A 20,346-nucleotide genomic window follows, 5' to 3' on the forward strand; every position below is an offset into this window, starting at 1 on the left:
TGACTTCGCGTCTTTGCGAGATTATTTTTTTTATTTCCCTAAAATTCCTTTTTTCAGAATTTGTCCGAAATCGTACATATCTTCATAAGAACAATACAAAGGAACTGGAGCCAGACGAATTACATTTGGTTCACGCCAGTCTGTAATTACTCCATTTTTCATTAAATAATCAAACAAACTTCTTCCTTCTCCATGAAGAAAAACAGATAATTGCGAAGCTCTTTCTTCTGGATTTGATGGTGTAATAATTTCGAAATTACCTGCAACTTCTTTATCAATTTCGTGTAGAATAAATTCTAAATACGAAGTTATGTGATCTCTTTTTGCAATCAAAGCATCCATTCCAACCTCAGCAAACATTTCAACAGAAGCCAAATATGGCGCTAAAGACAAAACCGGAAGATTACTAATCTGCCAACCATCTGCTCCGTGAACAGGATCAAAGTTTGGTTCCATTTTAAAACGGCGTTCTTTGTTGTGTCCCCACCAACCAGCAAATCTTGGCAAATCTGAATTGTGATGTTTTTCGTGGACAAAACAACCAGAAGCATTTCCTGGCCCTGAATTCATATATTTATAACTGCACCAAGCAGCAAAATCTACATTCCAATCGTGAAGTTCAAGTTTGATATTTCCTGCGGCGTGTGCTAAATCCCAGCCTACTTTTGCTCCGGCTTTTTGTCCAGCTGCAGTAATGGTTTTTATGTCAAAAACTTGTCCGGTATAATAATTTACTCCACCAATTAAAACCAAAGCCAATTCATCTCCAACTTCTTCAATTTTAGCTAAAACATCTTCCAAACGAATATTATGTTCGCCTTCACGACGTTTGATTTCTACGATTGCATCTTCTGGTTTATAACCGTGAAAATTAACCTGACTTTGAAACATATATTGATCTGATGGAAACGCTTTTTCTTCGCAGATAATTTTATAACGTTTTTCTTTTGGCTGATAAAAAGAAACCATCAACAAATGAAGATTTACAGTCAAAGTATTCATAACCGTAACTTCTGACGGAAGGGCACCTACAATTTTACTCAAAGGTTCTGCAAATCTTTCTTGATAATCCCACCAAGGTTTTTCGGCATAAAAATGACCTTCAACGGCAAGTTCTGCCCAATCATTCATTACTTCATCAATATAAGCTTTGGTACGCTTTGGCTGTAATCCTAATGAATTTCCTGTAAAGTAAATTACTTTTTTACCGTCAACTTTTGGAAAAATAAATTCTTGCTGATAATGGTTTAATGTGTCTTTCGAATCTAGCTCTCGTGCAAATTCGCGTGTATTTTGAAAAGTCATTGTGTTTTTGTTTTGTCTGCTAAAATAACAAAAATTGTTTGTTTTGTTTAAGGTTTAAAGTTTCAAGTTGATATACTGTGCGTGATTTAACGCAAAGTTCGCAAGGATTTTTCTCAGCTTGTGTTTATCAGACGCAAAAGAACGCAAAGCTTTGCGAACTTTGCGTTAAATTTCTCAACGAACGTCAAACCTGAAACTTGAAACCTTTTAAAACAGAAAACCCGACAGCTTCTAAAAACTGTCGGGTTCTTATCTTGAAAATTAATTTTAATTAAAGAATTAACATCGCGTCTCCGTAAGAATAGAATTTATATCCTTCTTTGATTGCTTCTTCGTATGCTTTTTTCATTAAATCATGACCACAGAAAGCAGAAATCATCATTAATAATGTTGATTTTGGAGTGTGGAAATTAGTAATCATACAGTTTGCAATACTGAAATCGTGAGGAGGGAAAATAAATTTATTTGTCCATCCTTCGTATGGATTCAAAGTATTTGCAGAAGAAACAGAACTTTCAATTGCACGCATAGAAGTTGTTCCTACAGCACAAATACGTTTTTTCTTTGCTTTTCCTTCGTTTACAATATCACAAGCTTGTTGAGTGATGATCAATTCCTCAGAATCCATTTTGTGTTTAGATAAATCTTCAACCTCAACTGGATTAAAAGTTCCTAAACCCACGTGTAAAGTTACCTCAGCAAAGTTCACTCCTTTGATTTCTAATTTTTTCAAAAGGTGTTTCGAGAAGTGTAAACCAGCAGTTGGCGCCGCTACAGCTCCTTCTTCTTTTGCATAGATAGTTTGGTATCTTTCAGCATCTTCTGGAGTTACATCTCTGTTGATGTATTTCGGAATTGGAGTTTCTCCAAGCTCAGTCAATTTGTTTCTGAATTCTTCATAAGAACCATCGTATAAGAAACGTAAAGTTCTTCCACGAGAAGTTGTATTGTCAATTACCTCAGCAACTAACGAATCATCATCACCAAAATAAAGTTTGTTTCCGATACGGATTTTTCTAGCTGGATCAACTAAAACATCCCAAAGGCGTTGTTCTGAATTCAATTCTCTTAATAAGAAAACTTCAATTCTAGCTCCTGTTTTTTCTTTGTTTCCGTACAAACGTGCAGGGAAAACTTTTGTATTATTTAAAATTAAAACGTCTCCGTCATCAAAATAGTTGATAACGTCTTTAAACATTTTATGTTCGATAGTGTTTTTTTGACGGTCAATTACCATTAAACGAGATTCATCTCTATTTTCTGCTGGAAATTCAGCCAAAAGTTCTTTCGGTAAATTGAAATTGAAGTGTGATAATTTCATATTTGAATTGTTGATTTTAGAGTGTAGATTTTAGATTTGTTTACCTAAAATTTTAAATCGGATGCAAATATACGATTGTGAGATAGGCGTTGTCAAGTGTTTTGACGTTTATTTTTAAAAGTCCTTGATTTTGTGAGGTTTCGAGATGCGTTAAAAGTGTTTTTTTTCTATAAAAAAGATTTTCAACATATTATTGTCATTTCGACGAAGGAGAAATCTTAGTAAGTAACTCCATTCCAATAAGCTAATCTTTGTAGAGCTTCTTGTGGAGATTTCTCCTTCGTCGAAATGACAAACTTTATGAGTACAATCAAATTCACAAATAAAAAAACCTCTGGTTAAAACCAGAGGCTATATTTATCGAGCTTTATTTAAATGAACTTATATAACTTATATGGTTCAAAAATTTTTACAATTCTGAGATTTGGAAATTCAACGCTCTTAAATCATTCCAGAAATCTGGGTATGATTTAGAAACTACTTCTGCATCATCAATAATAATCGGAACTTTAATTGCTAAAGGCGCAAAAGCCATTGCCATTCTGTGATCGTTGTAAGTTGCAATATGAATATCGTGTTTAATATCGTCAGACTTTACTAAAGTTAAACTGTCATTTGTTACTGAAATATTCGCGCCTAATTTTGTCAATTCGGTTTTTAAAGCTTCAAGTCGGTCTGTTTCTTTAATTTTTAAAGTATGAAGACCAGTTAAATGACATCCAATTCCTAAACCTAAACAAGTCACAACAATAGTTTGCGCAATGTCTGGAGTATTATTCAACTCAAAATTTACATCTTGATAATTAAATCCAGCTATTTTTTCCAAAGTCATTTTGTTGTTTTGGAAAGTCGTTTTTACACCCATTTTCGCGTAAAGAGAAACTAATTCTGAATCTCCTTGAAGGCTGTTTTCTTTATAACTGCTTAAAGTAATTTTTGCAGCATCGGACAATGCCACTAAACTAAAGAAATAAGAAGCTGAACTCCAGTCAGATTCTACAACCATTTCTTTTGTTTCAACTGCTTCTTTAGGATAAACTTTAATTACATTTCCTTCAAAACTAGTTTTAATATCTAAATCAGCTAATAAAGCCAAAGTCATTTTGATATATGGAATCGAAGTAATTTCTCCTTCTAAAGTCAATTCTAAACCATTATCTAATTTTGAAGCCACTAATAAAAGTGCCGAAATATATTGGCTGCTTACATTTGCTGCCAAAGTAACTTTTGAAGCCGTAACTTTTTTTCCTTTAATTCGGATTGGCGGATAACCAGCTTCTTTTTCATATGAAATTTCAACGCCTAATTGTGCCAAAGCTTCAACCAAAATTTTGATTGGACGTTCTTGCATTCTGCTTGAACCCGTTAAAACTACTTCTCTTCCTTCGTTAACAGAAAAATATGCAGTAAGAAAACGCATTGCAGTTCCAGCGTGGTGTATGTCTACAATTTCGTCATTTCCTGCCAAAGCTTTTTGCATTACTTCGCTGTCATCTGAGTTTGAAGTATTAGCTAAAGTAATATTTGGAAATAATGCTTTTAGTAACAATAAACGGTTCGTTTCGCTTTTTGAACCCGTGATATTTAGTTGCGAATCATCAATAGTGAAAATTGAATTCGTGCTTAATTTTAAATTCATTTTTTTAATTGTAAGTTGTGAATTATGAATTATGAATGATTAGAAACATAATTCAGCCCCGCAATTTACCACTCCCCATTCATAATTCAAAATTGAAAACCCATAATTCAAAACTTATGAGCGATATTTCACAATTATTTCAATTTATCATTGTTTTTGTGACGATCTTTATCTCTAACCGATTTTAAGTCCATTTTTTTGTCAAAAGCCGCCTGCAAATCGATTCCTGTTTGATTGGCTAAACATAAAACTACAAAAACAACATCTGCTAATTCTTCGCCTAAATCTTTATTTTTATCACTTTCTTTTTCAGATTGTTCTCCGTAACGGCGTGCAATTATTCTGGCTACTTCTCCAACTTCTTCTGTTAATTGAGCCATATTTGTCAATTCGTTAAAATAACGAACGCCGTGTTCTTTTATCCAAGTATCTACATCTAACTGTGCATTTTTCAAATCCATCTTCTAGGTCTTTTTAAGAATTATTTTGTCATTTTGAATTTCGATTATTTTCTGAAAAAAATCTTTTATCATACTATAATCTTCAGCTGCAAAGATAGCTTTACTTATTTCTTGTGTCACTTTAATTTGTATTTGATTTTCATCAGACATTATATTCATTGTATAAGAGGCCGCTTTGTCTTCCATTACAATTCTTATCGGAGAAGGCAATGATTCTACTTTATAGCCTTCTGGTATTTGCAAAAACATATTAAATCTTCGTTGCTCTGGAAAACCAAAATAAATTGGCATTTGTCTTTTTTCTAATTTAAATGGATTGCTTTTATAGGCAAAAAATAATAACGGATTCACAAATAATTTCCCTCCAATTACATCATACGCTTTATCGATACTGAAAGAAGCTTTTTCCATAACCGGCTTTGACAAGTCTTGAATATCAGCCCTATAATCTTCTATTTCGACGCCAATAAACTGCTGTTCAAATTTTTCTATGTTGCTCTCGTTTGTTTTAGTACCATATTTTTCTCTAAAAATCAAAGCATTATAATCTGTTTTCTGCAAAGACAAACTTCCTTCTAACTTTGCTTGCTGCGGATCTATAAATGCACTGACAGTATTATTAATTACGGAGAATTTGGTCGGAATTAATTCTACTTCTTCACTGTTCCCATTTTCTTTTATCAATCTTCCTTTCCAATTTAGAACATTTAGCGGAAGAATATTTGGAACTGTAAATTTACTCGTTGCATCTAGTAAAATTTGCTCTCCATCTATCGTTGCTGCTGCTATTAGATAATTGAAAACCGTTCTGTTAGGAAAAACTGGAACTCCATTTTCTACCGTACTTACCAAAACAGGATCAACTTGTATCTTTGCTGCTTTTAGCATAGAAATCAGCAAAAGATTGATTTCTGCTGTATTTCCTGTTTTTTCTTCAAATGCTTTTTTTACACCTTTATCAACATAATAGCCTTTCTTTTTATTCCAGTTCATTCTGTTCTGAACGAACTTAAAAATGGTATCCAAGCGTTGTCTCGGCGAATTTATGTTTAGCAGAATTCTCTTCAAATCTTCTTCATAAAAACTTCTATTTCCTAATTCTTTTGCAAAATCAGCATTTTTATAAGTTGACTCGGCTACACCTTCCCAAGTTTTGGTAAAGTTTACGACTGGTTTATCTGGAAATCTTTTTAGCTCTAATTCATTTTGAATTGAACCTTTGAAATTGTTTATGTTATTGACGTAGTTTTCATCTTGAAGTGCAGGAACATCAACTCCAGAATATAAACTATTAATTTGTTTATAATCGCTTCCGTAAACTTGTTTAATAGGCTGAACATCGGCGGTCATTTCTGGTTTATAAGTTCCAACAAGAAGTGTTTTATAAATAAAAAACTCTGGAATCTCAGATTTATATTCGAAATAATTTACTGGAATCTCGTATTGAAAATCAAAATCAGGAAGACGAACCAAATCTTCTGACTTCAAAGTATATTTAAATTCAATCACAGAACCGACTTTTACATTTGGCAAAGCGATTGAAGCAACATTCCAATTCTTATTTACTTTTTCTTTAAAGCTGCCTTCACTGTTTAATTTCGTTTTTACAACTGCTCCATTTTCAAGATTATAGGTCGCAGCATCAGAAAAAGTTACTTTATCGTCTCTTAAATTTTCGTAACCAACATAATAAGAAACTTTTTGAGTTGCCCAGCTTAAACCTTCCTTTTTATAAATTTTTACTCGAAACTCATAAACATGATTGGCAAGAAAACCGCTTTGTTCATTGTAAGTAAAAAAAGTTCGTCCTTTTTTAAATAAAATCGCGGCTGGCGCAGAAGTGTCTTTAGGATTTTCTTTTTCCGTCAATTCCTGAATTGTTACTTTTCCTAATTGAAACTTTTGAGCATTTATTCCGTTAAAAGAAAAAACTAAAAAAAAGAAAACAGCAAGAGAACGAAAATTCATTGGTTATATTTTTTTGAGAATAATTTTTTGATCTAGACTAACAATCATTTTTTGAAAAAGCATTTTTAATGAATCATAGTCATCTGCCGCAAAAATACTACTGTTTATGTCTTTAGAAAAACTAAACTGAATTTTGTTTCCATCTTTTAAAATATTCATCATTACAATAATAGAATTATCCAGAAACACATATTTTGCTGGTTTTGGAAGCGATTCAACATCATAACCTTCGGGAATTTCTAAATTGATTAGAATTTTCTCTAGGTTTGGATAACCAAAATAAATTCTCATTTGCCTTTTTTCTTGAACAAAAGGATTTTTCGCTTTTGCATAAAACAACATCGGATTTATAAATAGTTTTCCTCCAATGCTTTCAACAAAATTATTAGTTTCAAAAGCAAAAGTTTCTAAAATTGGATCAGAAAGATTCGTGTTTTTATTGCTTACAGAATAATCCGAAATCTTCAAATCGCCTAATTGTTGCTCTAGTTTTTCGATGTAATTTTCCTGATTTTTAGTCGCATTCTGAACTCTAAATCTGTAAGCATCATAATCGGTACGCAGAATTCTGGCTTTTCCATCTATTTTTCCATTTGCATTTAGTACAGCTACTATATTAGAAACTTCTTTCGAGGATTTAGCAGGAACTAAATCAATTTCTTTTGATGTACCATCGCTTTTAATTAATCTTCCTTTCCAATTTAAAACATTTAGAGGAAGAATATTTGGTGATGTATATTTTCTGGAAGCATCGAGCAAAATTTGTTTCCCGTCGATTTCTGCACACGCAATTAAATAATTAAAACCTGTTCTGGTAGGATAAACTGGAATTCCATTCTCAATTGTACTTACTAAAACCGGATTGGCATCGACCCCAGCCAATTTGAGCATGTTTATTAATATGAAATTAATTTCGGCAACATTTCCTGTTTGTTCTTTGTATGCTTTTTCAACTCCTTTTTTTGCGAAACAACTATTTATTTCGTTCCAATTCATTTTGTCTTGAACGAACTTAAAAATGATATTTGTTCTTTCTTCCAATGACTCTACATTTCCAAGCAGCTTTTTTATATCTTCCAGAAGAAAATCTCTTTTGCTAAGTTCTTTCCCGAAATTTTCATCTTTAAAAATTGTTGTTGCAACGCCTTCCCAAGTAATTGTAAAATCTTTAACGGGTTGTTCTGGCATTCGGATACGTTCTAACTCGTGTTTAATAGAACCTCTATAATTCTCCAAATTATCAATATAAGGCTCTTCAATTAAAGCAGGAATATTTTTTCCAGAATAAAAAGCGTTTATCTGTTGGTAGCTTAATGTTCGCGTTTGTCCATATTCATTGTCAAAACTTTGATTTCCACTTCCAAGTTTCGCATCGTTTTCTATTTTATTTTTTCCCGTCAGAATGGTTTTGTAAATATAAAACTCAGGAAATTCTGGTTTGTATTCAAAATAATCTACAGGAATATCAAATTGAAAATCAAAATCAGGAAACTCTACAATATTTTCAGATTTTAAAACATATTTGTATTCTATAATAGATCCAACTTTGACATTTGGAAGCGTTATCGTTTTTTCATTCCAATATTCATTAATTTTTTTCTTGAATAATCCTTGGCTTTCTAGTTTGGTTTTCTCCACTTTACCATTTTCCAAATTGTATGTCACAGCATTAGAAAACTCTAACATATCTTCTTTCAGATTCTGATAGCCAACGTAGTAACGTACTTTTTGATCTGCCCATTTCAGTCCTTCTTTTTTATAAATTTTAATTTTAAATTCATAAGTATGAACAGCAGAAAAGCCAACTTTTTCATTATAGGTAAAAACAGTTTTTCCTTTTTTAAATAAAATTGCGGCAGGCGCCGAAGAATCTACAGGATGTAATTTTTCTTCTAATTCAGCAACAGTAACTTTTCCAAGCTCATATTTCTGAGCTTGGATATTTATTGCACTACAGCATAACGCAATACAAAGAAGCAGGGATCTTAGCATCATTATATGCGTTTTAAAACTATTTTTTCTGTTTGTTTAGCTATTACACCTTTGTAATATTCTTTTAACATTTCGTATTGTTCTGTACTAATAATTGCCTCATTAATCTGATTTACAACCATTAACTGCAAAACATTCTCATTAGCTAAAATATTAAATTTGAAACTTCCTAGATTATTTTCCATGCTATAAGCAACAGGCTGTGGCAATGTTTCTACTGCAAATCCGTCTGGAATTTTAATTGTAATATTAAATTTATCTTGAAACGGATAACCAAAATCTACTGGATATTCGCGTACTTCTTGCTTAAACGGATTTTTTTCTTGAGCAAAAAACAACATCGGATTTACGTATATTTTTCCGCCGATCATTTCAGACAAATCTCCTCCTTTAAATGAATAAGATTCAATTGTTGGAGATAATAACTCTTTTTCGTTGGTTCTAGAATATTCGCTTACTTCAATTTTTCTGTTGCTATTTTCAAGTTTTTCCAAGTATTCATCTTCTTTCGATTTTTCGAAATTTTCTCTGCTCAACATAGCTCTATAATCTGTGCATTGTCTTCTGGCTTTTCCGCTTACTTTTCCATCAGCATCAATATCATAATTCATAAAAACAATATCATTTGATGTTTTATGCGGCATTAAATCTATTTCTTCAGAAGAACCATTTTTTCTAATCAATCTTCCAAACCAATTTAAAGTTCTGAATGGAAGAACATTTGGCACAGAATATTTATAACTTGCATCTAATAAAATATAACCTTCTGGAGTTTCAACAGCAGAAACAACATAATTAAAGGCATTTCTGTTCGGAAACAAGGCAATTCCGTTAGAACGTGTACTTACCAAAACTGGATTCGCTGTTAAACCTGCAGAACGAAGCATGGCAGTAAGCATTAAATTAATATCGGCTATATTTCCTGTTTTATCTTTATATGCTTTTCTTACGCCATTATCGCAGCTGAAGCCCGTGTAGCCATTCCATTTTACATTTCCTTTTACAAAATTTAGAATCGCCCAGATTTTTTCGTTCTGGTTGGTAATTCCACCTAGAAACTTTTTCAAATCTTCTTCAAAATAACCTGTTTTATTCAATTCTGGACCAAAGTCATCATATTCGTAAATTGTTTTTACCACAGAATTCCAATCGGTAGAAAGTTCCTTAACTGGTCGATTAGGAAACTGAACTAATGATAATTCATGTTCAATACTTGAAGTATAATTATCGATATTGTTTACAAAATCTTCGTCTTTTAAAGCAGGGAAATCTTGCGCAACATAAGTAACCTGAGTTTCTACATAATCTATTTTATCATTATAAAATTCTGTTCTCGAAACAAGCCCAGTTGCTCTTTCTTTACTGTTAATTGTTAAACTTTTAGAATTTTTAGTAGTTGTCATTTTAGGAAAGATATACCCTTTTTGCCTTGCTTTGAAAACGTAATATTCTGGATAAGCGATCTTAAATTCAGAATAATTAACTGGGATAGAAGTTTGAAAATCCCAATCGCGAATAATATTATCGCTAGGACATCTAATAGTATAATGATATTCTATAACAGAACCTTCTTTTACATTTGGCATTGTAATTTTCTTCAGACCTCTAAATTTAGAAAGAACTTCATCAAAAGATCCATCGCTTTTCAGCTTTGTTTTTTCTATTTTTCCATTTACAAGATTATACGTAACGGCATCAGAAAAAAACACTTTTTCTTTTAAATTAGTATGATTGTAATACCAAACACTTTGATTTGCCCACTCGTAACCTTCTTTTTTATAAATCTTAATACGAGCTTCTACATCGGTAACAATACAGAAACCTTCATTCTGGTCAAATTCCATTCTGGAAGCTCCTTTTTTGTACAAGATTGCAGCTGAAGCCGAAGAGTCTTTAGGATGGACTTTCTGTTCTAATTCTGCAATAGAAACTTTTCCTAATTTGAATTCCTGTGAAATCGCTTTGGGCGCGACCAACAGAATCCAAGACAAGCTAAGTAATTTAATAATTTTCATTGGTAATTTTTGGTTTGTTTTGGGTTAGGATTCGGTTTAATTCTTAGTTAATATTATTTTGGCATTATCATTTCTAGAAATTTGTTCCATAAATAAGCGATATTCATCGTAATCTTTATTGGAGTATTTGCCTTTATTTAAAAACATAGACCTTTTGTAAGTCAGTTTGTTATTTTCTTTTTTAATAATTTCGGTTTTATACTCGCCAAACTTTCCTTTTAGTTCATAATTTGAAGGAAGAAATTCGATGCTAAAACCTTCTGGAAGATTGATTTCGATTTCATCATTATCTAAATAACCACGCTGAATTTGAAATGGATTTTTTCGGTTTCTTATTCGCTTAATATTGGCACTTGATTGATTGAATGCATCAACGACAAAAATCATTTTATTGCCCGAGATTGCTCCATAATTAGAAGCAGTTAAACGAACATCTTCTGTAAAACGGATATTTTCTTTGTCATTTGTAAAAGTTATTTTACCCAATTTCAAATTGTTGATATTATCCCAATATTCTTTATAATGCTCTTCTTTTTCGTTAGGTTGAAAAGTTTCAACTCTTGATTTTTGAGCATATTGACTTCCCTCAGAAACTATGGCTAAAGTTCCAGAAAAGTTTCCCTCTTTATCAATCGAATAATTGCCTTTTGCCAACTGTTTATTTCCTTTATCATCATAGATTTTAGTTCTAACAATTTCTCCGCCTTCTGGTTTCACGACTAAAACATCTCGGTCGTCTGTAAAAGTTCCTTGATAGCCAAACGGATTATCTTGACTGGTACATTCTAGCCAAACGTAATTATCACCATTTGGAACAGCAAGAATCATATGATCTCCTTGCATCGAAACAAAATCGGACTGAATATCTTTCTTATATGAATCTCCATATAAAATAGTATTATAAGAAGGAACATCAACAACCTGCAAAAGTGCTTTTGTATAATTTGACAATGCTTTGCAATCTCCATAACCCAAACGATCTACATCGTTGGCAAGCATAGGTTTCCAGCCGCCAATGCCAACAGCAATATTTACGTATCTGGATTTTTTCTGCACATAATCGTAAATAATTTTTGCTTTTTTAATTGGATCTTTTTCATCTCCAACAAGCGCTTTTATTTTTGCTTTGGTTTCTTCTGGCAGATTTGTTGTTCCTGTCAAAATTTTATCGCCGTACCATTTTCCAAAGGCTTCCCAGGTAGTTGCTTTACCATCTACTCCTTCCAAATGAAAATTCTCCAATCCCATCATTACTTTAGGAAAGAGATCTGCATAATTTGGACTCAAATCTTCTGGTTTCTGAGCTGGAATATTTGTGGCTAAATAACTTAATTGCGTATCGGTTTCAGCTGTTTTTTTGATATTGAAATCTGAGAAACGAAATTCTTTCTTTTTGAATCCAAGTTCTTTAGGAAAAGTAACATTCAAGACACATTTTTCCACACTTAAATAATGACCACGCAAAAAATATTCTTGAGGAATAAAAGCGGTGTTTGAAGTCTCGATTTCGCAATTATAAACAACCGTAAATGGATATGAAATAGGAGTATAATCTAGATAAATAACACGATTATCCGAAAAAAGTGTGCTCCCGCTTACAGCACTTTGGTCTCTAAAATCTTTTCTTTTAATTTTTTTGATTTCTTTACCAAAAGCATCATAAACAATAGCTTCTATGGTTTTGATTGAAGTTGACTTGTCGTAATATTGAAATGCGTCAATATCATTTTGCCCTTTGGCATTTAAAACAGATACAACTCTTTGAGTTTTTATATTCATACTTCTTTGAGAAGTAATTGTAATATCTGTCTGATCCAAACGAGTAACTGCATTGGCATTATCTTTTAAACTATCGGAAATTGCAAATACCGAATAATCAATCTTTTGAGAAAAAGAATTAACTGTAAAAAGAATAAAAAATAATGCGCAAAAAAGTTTTTTCATTAGTAAGTTTTTTCTCCAAATATATATTATTTTTAGAAAATCTTAACAAATGTTTAGTAAATTTTTACTCTCTATTTTGGCTGTCAATTAAAATGGTAACAGGTCCATCGTTTATTAGGCTAACTTTCATATCTGCACCAAAAATTCCGGTTTGAATTTTCTTTTGAAATTCCTTTTCTAAAGCTTGTACAAACTTTTCATACATCGGAATTGCAAAATCTGGTTTTGAAGCTTTTATATAAGAAGGACGATTTCCTTTTTTTGTAGAAGCATGAAGTGTAAATTGGCTAACGACAATGATTTCGCCGTCAATATCTTGAACTGAGCAGTTCATAACGTCATTTCCGTCGCCAAAAATTCTCATTTTTATGATTTTTCCAGCAAGCCAATCAATATCTTCCTGAGTATCGGCATCTTCTATCCCGACTAGAACTAATAATCCTTTTTGAATATCAGCAACAATTTTAGAATCAACTTTTACAGATGCTTCGGAAACTCTTTGAAGTACAATCTTCATTAATGATTAATTGTTAGTTATAAATTATTGATTTTTTATTTAGAAGTTATAATTACTAAGCTATTTCAGTCAATCATAATTAAAATTTACAATTAACCATTCACAATTAATAATTATTTGCGTGTTTCATCACTCGCAGCACGATCTTCACCATAAGTATCGGTTCTGTAATGCTCTTCGTCTCCTTCTAGGATTTTAAGATAACTGTTGTAACGCGACCAAGCGATTTCGTCTTTTTCTAAAGCTGCTTTTATGGCACAATGCGGTTCTTCTTTATGCAGGCAATTGTTAAACTTGCATTGATCTTTTAATTTAAAGAATTCCGGAAAATATCCGCTGATTTCTGAAGGTTCCATATCAACAATTCCGAAACCTTTTATTCCAGGCGTGTCAATAATTCGGGCATCAAAAGACAAATCATACATCTCGGCAAACGTAGTGGTATGCTGTCCTTGTTTGCTTTGTTCTGAAATTACAGTAGTTTTCAAATGAAGACTTGGTTCCATTGCATTTACTAAAGTAGATTTACCAACTCCCGAATGCCCGGAAAACATACTGACCTTTCCAATCATCATTTCTTTAAGCTTATCAACTCCTTTATTTTCTGTTGATGAAATTCGCAGGCATTTATAACCAATTTCAGAATAAATATGCTGCAAATAAAGCTGATCATCTAAAGTCTGATCGTTTAGTGTATCAATTTTATTAAAAATAAGAATAGCTTCAATTCCGTATGCTTCAGCAGTAACTAGAAAACGATCTATAAAACTTGTAGTTGTTGGCGGATTATCAATGGTTACCAATAAAAAAACCTGATCAATATTGGAAGCAATAATATGAATCTGCTTAGACAAGTTTACCGATTTACGAACGATATAATTTTTTCTTTCGTGAATATTATGAATCGTTCCGGTAACAGCGTCTGAAGTTTCATCCAACTCATAATCGACAATATCGCCTACAGCAATTGGGTTGGTACTTTTTATACCTTTAATTCTAAATTTCCCTTTCATACGGCATTCTATAAAATCTCCTTTTTCAGATTTTACGGTATACCAGCTTCCTGTAGATTTATAAACGGTTCCTGTCATTCTTTTACTTTAGATTTCTGCAAAGATAAATGAATAATTTAAACCATATAAGTAATATAAGTGAATATAACTTGGTGGATATTTGTAACAAAAAAAATCCCCAAATCTTCTTTCGAAGAAATAGGGATTTTAAAAAACAATCTATTTTTAAAATCGTGAAATAAGAAAACTTTAAAATAAAGCTTTTCAAAACTAAAATGAACTTATATCACTTATATGGTTCAATAAAAAATTACGCGTTGAAAATTTTCTCTTGGTGTCCAATACTTTCTTGGTGAATTGCTTTGAACATTCTTAAAACGAATTCTTCAGTAAGACCTTTTTTCTCACCTTCTAAAATCATTTTTCCTAAGATTTCGTTCCAACGGTTGTTTTGAAGAATAGCAACGTTTGCATCTTTTTTCACTTGACCAATTTCGTCAGCTACTTTCATACGTTTTCCTAACAACTCTAATAAGTTAGCATCCAAAACGTCGATGTTAGCTCTTAATTTAGTCATTTTTTGGCTGTACTCATCTGTAGTATCATCCGTTTTTCTGATAGTCAAATCTTTGATGATTTGTTTCAAATTATCTGGAGTCACTTGCTGAGCAGCATCTGACCAAGCGTTGTCTGGATCGATATGAGTTTCGATAATCATACCATCGTAGTTCAAATCTAAAGCTTCTTGAGTTACTTCAAAAATCATTTTACGATCTCCAGTAATGTGAGATGGATCGATGATTAATGGTAAATCAGGGAATTTATTTTGCAATTCGATAGCAATCTGCCATTCTGGAATGTTTCTGTATTTTGTTTTTTCGTAAGTAGAGAAACCTCTGTGAATAACTCCTAATTTCTCAATTCCAGCCATATGTAAACGCTCAACACCACCAAGCCATAAAGCTAAATCTGGGTTTACTGGATTTTTAACCAAAACAATTTTATCAGTTCCTTTTAAAGTATCTGCAATCTCTTGAACTGCGAAAGGGTTTGCAGTTGTACGTGCACCAACCCATAAAACGTCGATATCGTATTCTAAAGCTAGTTTACAGTGAGCTGCTGTTGCAACTTCAGTTCCCATTAATAAACCAGTTTCAGCTTTTGCTTTTTGTAACCATTTTAATCCGATTTCTCCAATACCCTCAAATCCTCCTGGACGAGTTCTTGGTTTCCAGATTCCAGCTCTAAAAACGCTTACTTTTGAATCTTTTAATTCGTGAGCGATTTTCAAAACCTGATCTTCAGTTTCTGCACTACATGGTCCAGCTATCACAAGTGGGTGATTTAAATTGAAATCTTCTAACCACTTTCTCATTTCTTTCTTATTTTCCATCTTAATTCTAATTTTACTTTTTAGTTGTTGTTAATCCGTTTAGTATTTCTTTTATTTTATTTGTGCTTTCCATTTCTTCAAAAATGGCATTATAATCTTCTTCTTTCAACAAATCCCTAAATCGACTGAGATTTGAAATATAAGCTTCTAAAGTTTCTAGAACGTGTTCTTTATTTTGCTTAAAAATTGGCGTCCACATCGCTGGCGAACTTTTTGCCAAACGAACCGTACTTTCAAATCCACTTCCCGCCATATCAAAAATATCCTGTTCGTCTTTTTCTTTATTCATTACTGTTTTTCCGAGCATAAATGAACTAATGTGCGATAAATGCGAAACGTAAGCAATGTGTTTGTCGTGCGAAGTCGGATCCATATATCGAATCCTCATTCCGATTGAAGTAAAAAGATTCAATGCTTTTTCCTGTAATTTAAAAGCCGTCTTTTCGACCTCACATATAATATTTGTTTTCCCTTGAAACAAACCTCTTATTGCTGCTGATGGCCCCGAAAACTCTGTTCCGGCAATTGGGTGCGTTGCAATAAAATTTCTTCTTTTTGGGTGATTGGCTACTGCTTCGCAAATTGGTTTTTTAGTAGATCCCACTTCAAAAACAATTGTTTTATCTCCTACCGAATCCAAAACTTTAGGTAAAACTGTCAGCGCTACATCTACTGGAACCGAAACGATTACAAAATCTGCTTTTTGTAAATCTTCAAAGTTTCCTGCTTCGTCAATAACTCCAAGATCAATTGCCTGTTGCAAATGTTGTTCGTTACTGTCGATTCCTAAAATAGTCGCATCAGGATAACGCCCTTTGATGTCTAACACCATCGAACCACCTATTAATCCTATTCCTATTACGTATACTTTCATAATTCTTTTTACTTTTTTGTCATTGCGAGGAACGAAGCAACCGCACTAACAATTTCCTCTGCAACTGAGATTGCTTCCTTCCTCGCAATGACTTCTAAAATCGATCTATCGCTTCTTGCACTTTCTCTTCTTTCACACACAATGAGAATCTTATATACCCTTCGCCGTTGCTTCCAAAAATGGTTCCCGGTGTAATGAAAATATGTTTCTCATATAATATTTCGTCAATGAACTTTTCTGCTGATTCAATTCCTTCTGGCAATTTTGCCCAAACGAAAAGTCCAACTCCTTCTTTATATACTTTACAGTTTAACTTTTCGGCTAATTTCTCCGTTAATTCTCTACGGCGTCTGTAAATTTTGTTTTGATCTTCGAACCAAGATTTATCACATTTTAAAGCTGCAATTGCACCTTTCTGAATTCCGTAGAACATCCCGCTGTCCATGTTGCTTTTTACTTTTAGAACTGCATCGATAATTTCAGGGTTTCCTAAAACCATCCCAACTCTCCAGCCGGCCATGTTGAAAGTTTTACTTAATGAATTTAATTCTAAAGCCACTTCTTTTGCTCCTTCAACCTGCAACAAACTCATTGGATTATCATTCAAAACAAAACTGTACGGATTGTCGTTGATCAATAATATATTGTGTTTTTTAGCAAAAGCCACCAATTTTTCAAATAACGCTAAACTTCCTCTCGCTCCTGTCGGCATGTGCGGATATCCCAGCCACATAATTTTTACTTTCGAAAGGTCTAGTTTTTCTAAAGCTTCGAAATCTGGTTCCCATCCGTTTTCTTCTTTCAAATCATAATAAACTGGAACTGCCTGAACCAAATTGGTTACCGAAGTATAAGTTGGATAACCTGGATTTGGAATTAAAACGTGATCGCCTTCATTTAAAAAAGCCAGCGAAATATGCATAATTCCTTCTTTCGAACCCATAAGAGGTAAAATCTCATTATTTGGATTCACTTCAACACCAAACTGATTACGATAAAAATCTGCCATCGCCTGCCTCATTTCTGGTAATCCCTGATAGCTTTGATAACCATGCCCGTTTTCGTCTTGAATTGCTGCAGCGACTGCTTCAATTACTGCTTTTGACGGACTCAAATCAGGGCTTCCAATTCCCATATTGATGATCGATTTTCCTTCAGACATCAACTGACGAACTTCTCTCAATTTTGATGAGAAGTAGTATTCTTCAACTGTGTCTAATCGTTTTGCTGTTGTAATCATTTTTTTATTGCTTTAGGCCTTAGGCAGTAAGCTTTAGGCTCTTTTTAAACTTTCTATTTTGGACTTTAAGACTTTCGACTTTCCTACTTTAAGAATCACTTAAAGGTTTTGTATTTTTATATTCTCCCAATACTTTAAAATATTCTGCCATGATATTTAATAAGGCTTTGGCTTTTGCAAAATCTTCGTATTTCTCAAATGTTACATCTACAAAGAATGAATATTTCCAAGGCGTTTCAATTTTTGGAAGCGACTGGATTTTTGTCAAATTCAGTTTGCAGTCGCTCATTACATTTAACACCGCTGCTAAGCTTCCTCTTTTATGATCTAATTCAAATTTGATTGACGCTCTGTTGATTTCGCTTTCTGGCAAAAATGAATTTTGCTTTTTAATGATTACGAAACGCGTCATATTATTTTTAATTGTTTGAATCGATGATGCAATAATATCTAACTCGTACATTTCAGAAGCCGTTACACTTGCAATTGCAGCAATTCCGGTTAATTGTTTTTCCTGAATTCTTCTTGCAGTTTCAGCTGTATCTTTATCCTCAATCAATTTGATATTTGGATATTGTTTCAGGAAATCCATGCATTGTAAAAGTGCCATTGGGTGCGAATGAACTTCTTTTATATCTTCAATTTTCTGACCTTTTAAAGCCATTAAATTTTGCTGAATGTTTAAATAATGCTCTCCAATTATGTGTAAATTATTCTTGTCAATCAAAGCATAATTTGGAATAATTGGCCCTGCAATTGAATTTTCGATCGCCATAACAGCCTGATCAGATTTTCCGGCAATAAGGCTGTCGATCAATTCTTCGAAAGACAAACACTCATCAATATCCACATTTTCAGAGAAATACTCTTTCACAACCTGATGATGAAATGATCCTTTAATACCTTGTATTGCAATTTTCGTTGTCATATAGTCAAAAAAAAATCCTGATTTGCATCAGGATTGTATATTAGTTTTATTTGTCTTAAATTTTATCTCAAATAACCATAGCACAATCCTGACTTCTACTAAAGAAGAAATAAAAATTGTTGCTAAAATAAAAACGGTTAGTTGCCATTTTGTTTGTGTTATTTTGTAAATTCTTTGCGAATGTATAAATTATTTTTAGTGCACCAAAAAAAAGATTGCATTTTATGAAACAAAAAAGGATTTCTTAACAAATTTAGCAGGTTTTGTATGATAATATAAAAATATCGGCTTAAAATGAGAATATTAGAATGAGGTTTTAAGGTTCTGAGATGCTAAGGTTTTAAGTTTTTTTGCCACGAATTCACGAATTAGTGTAAAACGTTGTGGTCATTTGATTCTAATTTCTCGAATTAAAGTCATGCTTTTCTTCCTTTCTTGTCATTCCGAGGAACGAGGAATCTTCACAAGTAGCTCGACAAAGATTGGAAATATACTGTACGGAATCACTCCGCGGAGATTCCTCGTTCCTCGGAATGACAAGATTGCGGATACCACTCAAAGCTTATGAAAACAACCCCGAAACTGGTTTATTCATAATCCCGATTTTAGCATAATCAAAATTCATTTTTTCTTTTAATAAAGACGTATAAACACTTCTAAAATCGATTTGGTATTTTAAATCGCCATTATCTAAGTCAGCTAGATTTGGATTATTTCCTAAAATTGTTCCTTTGTTATTTCCTCCAATTATAAACATTGGTGCTGCGGTTCCGTGATCGGTTCCGTTGCCGTTATCTTTTACTCTTCTTCCAAATTCTGAGAAAACTACGACTGTGACATTCTGTAATAATTGAGATTCTTTTAAATCAGAATAAAAACTATATAACGCATCATTTAAATCGGTTAATTTTCTTTCATGAATCGAAAGCTGATTGTCATGCGTATCAAATCCGTTTAAAGATGTGTAATATACTTTTGAGTTTAAATTTCCTTTTATCAGTCTCGCAATCCATTCTAAATTTTTCGATAATTCTGTTTTTGGATAACTGATTTCTGTTTTAGATTTTGCCAAAGCTTTCTGGATTTCATCTGAACCTTCGGTAACGGAATTGGCAATTTTTCGAACAAAATCTAAATGCGGATTTTTAGATAAAGTAACATTTTCTTCTTTTGCTTTTACTTTAAATCGATTCGGATCTTTTACAGTTATGAAATTAGGCTCCACACCTTTTAAAGCCAAATTATCAATTGAATCTAAATTTATTCCTGCAGTCGCTTGATGTCCGTTGCATTGCAAATCCAGAAATCTTCCGAGCCAGCCTTCGTTTATATATTTATTAGAATCGGTTGCCGTCTGCCAAATTTCCTGACTTCTAAAATGGGAACGAATAGGCTCTGGATAACCGACATTTTGAATTATTGTTAAATCTCCGTTTTGCTGCATTTGAGCAAAATCTTTTAACGAAGGATGAAATGCCATTCCTTTATTCTTCCCAACAACAACATCTTTATTTAAAGCGATTTTCGTTCGTAAATCATAATATAATGGATCGTCGTATGGAATAAAAGTATTCAATCCGTCGTTTCCGCCATTCAATTGCACAAAAACAATACATTGCTCTCCCACAACCAAATTGCTCTGAGAACCGAAAGCGTGTAAAAAATCAGGAAGCACAAGCAATCCGCCTGTGAAAGTTCCTGTCAATGTTAGAAAATTTCTTCTGTTCATGATTACT

Annotated in this window: 15 protein-coding genes; all 15 read right to left on the reverse strand. The window is 32.8% G+C overall.

The window, feature by feature from the left end:
• Nucleotides 1–30: 30 nt before the first annotated feature.
• A complete protein-coding gene (kynU, locus tag NYQ10_RS02425; protein WP_289878749.1) occupies nt 31–1,305 on the reverse strand; it encodes a kynureninase in 1,275 nt (424 codons plus the stop codon).
• 271 nt (nt 1,306–1,576) lie between these two features.
• Nucleotides 1,577–2,626: a tRNA preQ1(34) S-adenosylmethionine ribosyltransferase-isomerase QueA gene (queA, locus tag NYQ10_RS02430; protein ID WP_289878750.1), complete on the reverse strand. Its 1,050-nt coding sequence runs from the start codon at nt 2,624–2,626 to the stop codon at nt 1,577–1,579.
• Nucleotides 2,627–3,035: 409 nt separating this feature from the next.
• Nucleotides 3,036–4,265 carry a 3-phosphoshikimate 1-carboxyvinyltransferase gene (locus NYQ10_RS02435; RefSeq protein WP_289878751.1) on the reverse strand — a complete coding sequence of 410 codons (1,230 nt, stop codon included), beginning with the start codon at nt 4,263–4,265 and terminating at the stop codon, nt 3,036–3,038.
• Between the two features lie 134 nt (nt 4,266–4,399).
• A complete protein-coding gene (locus tag NYQ10_RS02440; protein ID WP_012022600.1) occupies nt 4,400–4,726 on the reverse strand; it encodes a nucleotide pyrophosphohydrolase in 327 nt (108 codons plus the stop codon).
• Between the two features lie 3 nt (nt 4,727–4,729).
• Nucleotides 4,730–6,694, reverse strand: coding sequence for a DUF3857 domain-containing protein (locus NYQ10_RS02445; RefSeq protein ID WP_289878752.1), 1,965 nt, complete (start codon nt 6,692–6,694; stop codon nt 4,730–4,732).
• A 3-nt stretch (nt 6,695–6,697) separates the two neighbouring features.
• Nucleotides 6,698–8,689 (reverse strand): DUF3857 domain-containing protein, encoded by a 1,992-nt coding sequence (locus NYQ10_RS02450; RefSeq protein WP_289878753.1) that lies wholly within the window; start codon nt 8,687–8,689, stop codon nt 6,698–6,700.
• Nucleotides 8,689–10,701 (reverse strand): DUF3857 domain-containing protein, encoded by a 2,013-nt coding sequence (locus NYQ10_RS02455; RefSeq protein WP_289878754.1) that lies wholly within the window; start codon nt 10,699–10,701, stop codon nt 8,689–8,691. Before NYQ10_RS02455 ends, NYQ10_RS02450 begins: the two co-directional genes overlap by 1 nt.
• 36 nt (nt 10,702–10,737) lie before the next feature.
• Complete coding sequence (locus NYQ10_RS02460) at nt 10,738–12,645, reverse strand: DUF3857 domain-containing protein (RefSeq protein WP_289878755.1); 1,908 nt, start codon at nt 12,643–12,645, stop codon at nt 10,738–10,740.
• Between the two features lie 64 nt (nt 12,646–12,709).
• A complete protein-coding gene (gene dtd, locus NYQ10_RS02465; RefSeq protein ID WP_289878756.1) occupies nt 12,710–13,162 on the reverse strand; it encodes a D-aminoacyl-tRNA deacylase in 453 nt (150 codons plus the stop codon).
• A 113-nt stretch (nt 13,163–13,275) separates the two neighbouring features.
• Entirely contained in the window at nt 13,276–14,253 is a 978-nt protein-coding gene (gene rsgA, locus NYQ10_RS02470) for a ribosome small subunit-dependent GTPase A (protein ID WP_289878757.1), read from the reverse strand.
• A gap of 232 nt (nt 14,254–14,485) precedes the next feature.
• Nucleotides 14,486–15,568, reverse strand: coding sequence for a bifunctional 3-deoxy-7-phosphoheptulonate synthase/chorismate mutase type II (locus NYQ10_RS02475; protein ID WP_276171966.1), 1,083 nt, complete (start codon nt 15,566–15,568; stop codon nt 14,486–14,488).
• 13 nt (nt 15,569–15,581) lie between these two features.
• Nucleotides 15,582–16,442, reverse strand: coding sequence for a prephenate dehydrogenase (locus NYQ10_RS02480; RefSeq protein WP_289878758.1), 861 nt, complete (start codon nt 16,440–16,442; stop codon nt 15,582–15,584).
• A gap of 94 nt (nt 16,443–16,536) precedes the next feature.
• Nucleotides 16,537–17,682: a pyridoxal phosphate-dependent aminotransferase gene (locus NYQ10_RS02485; RefSeq protein WP_289878759.1), complete on the reverse strand. Its 1,146-nt coding sequence runs from the start codon at nt 17,680–17,682 to the stop codon at nt 16,537–16,539.
• A gap of 88 nt (nt 17,683–17,770) precedes the next feature.
• Complete coding sequence (locus tag NYQ10_RS02490) at nt 17,771–18,610, reverse strand: prephenate dehydratase (protein WP_289878760.1); 840 nt, start codon at nt 18,608–18,610, stop codon at nt 17,771–17,773.
• A gap of 562 nt (nt 18,611–19,172) precedes the next feature.
• Nucleotides 19,173–20,339, reverse strand: coding sequence for a DUF1501 domain-containing protein (locus tag NYQ10_RS02495; protein WP_289878761.1), 1,167 nt, complete (start codon nt 20,337–20,339; stop codon nt 19,173–19,175).
• Nucleotides 20,340–20,346 lie beyond the last annotated feature (7 nt).

The sequence above is a fragment of the Flavobacterium johnsoniae genome, assembly GCF_030388325.1.
GTDB lineage: Bacteria > Bacteroidota > Bacteroidia > Flavobacteriales > Flavobacteriaceae > Flavobacterium > Flavobacterium johnsoniae_C.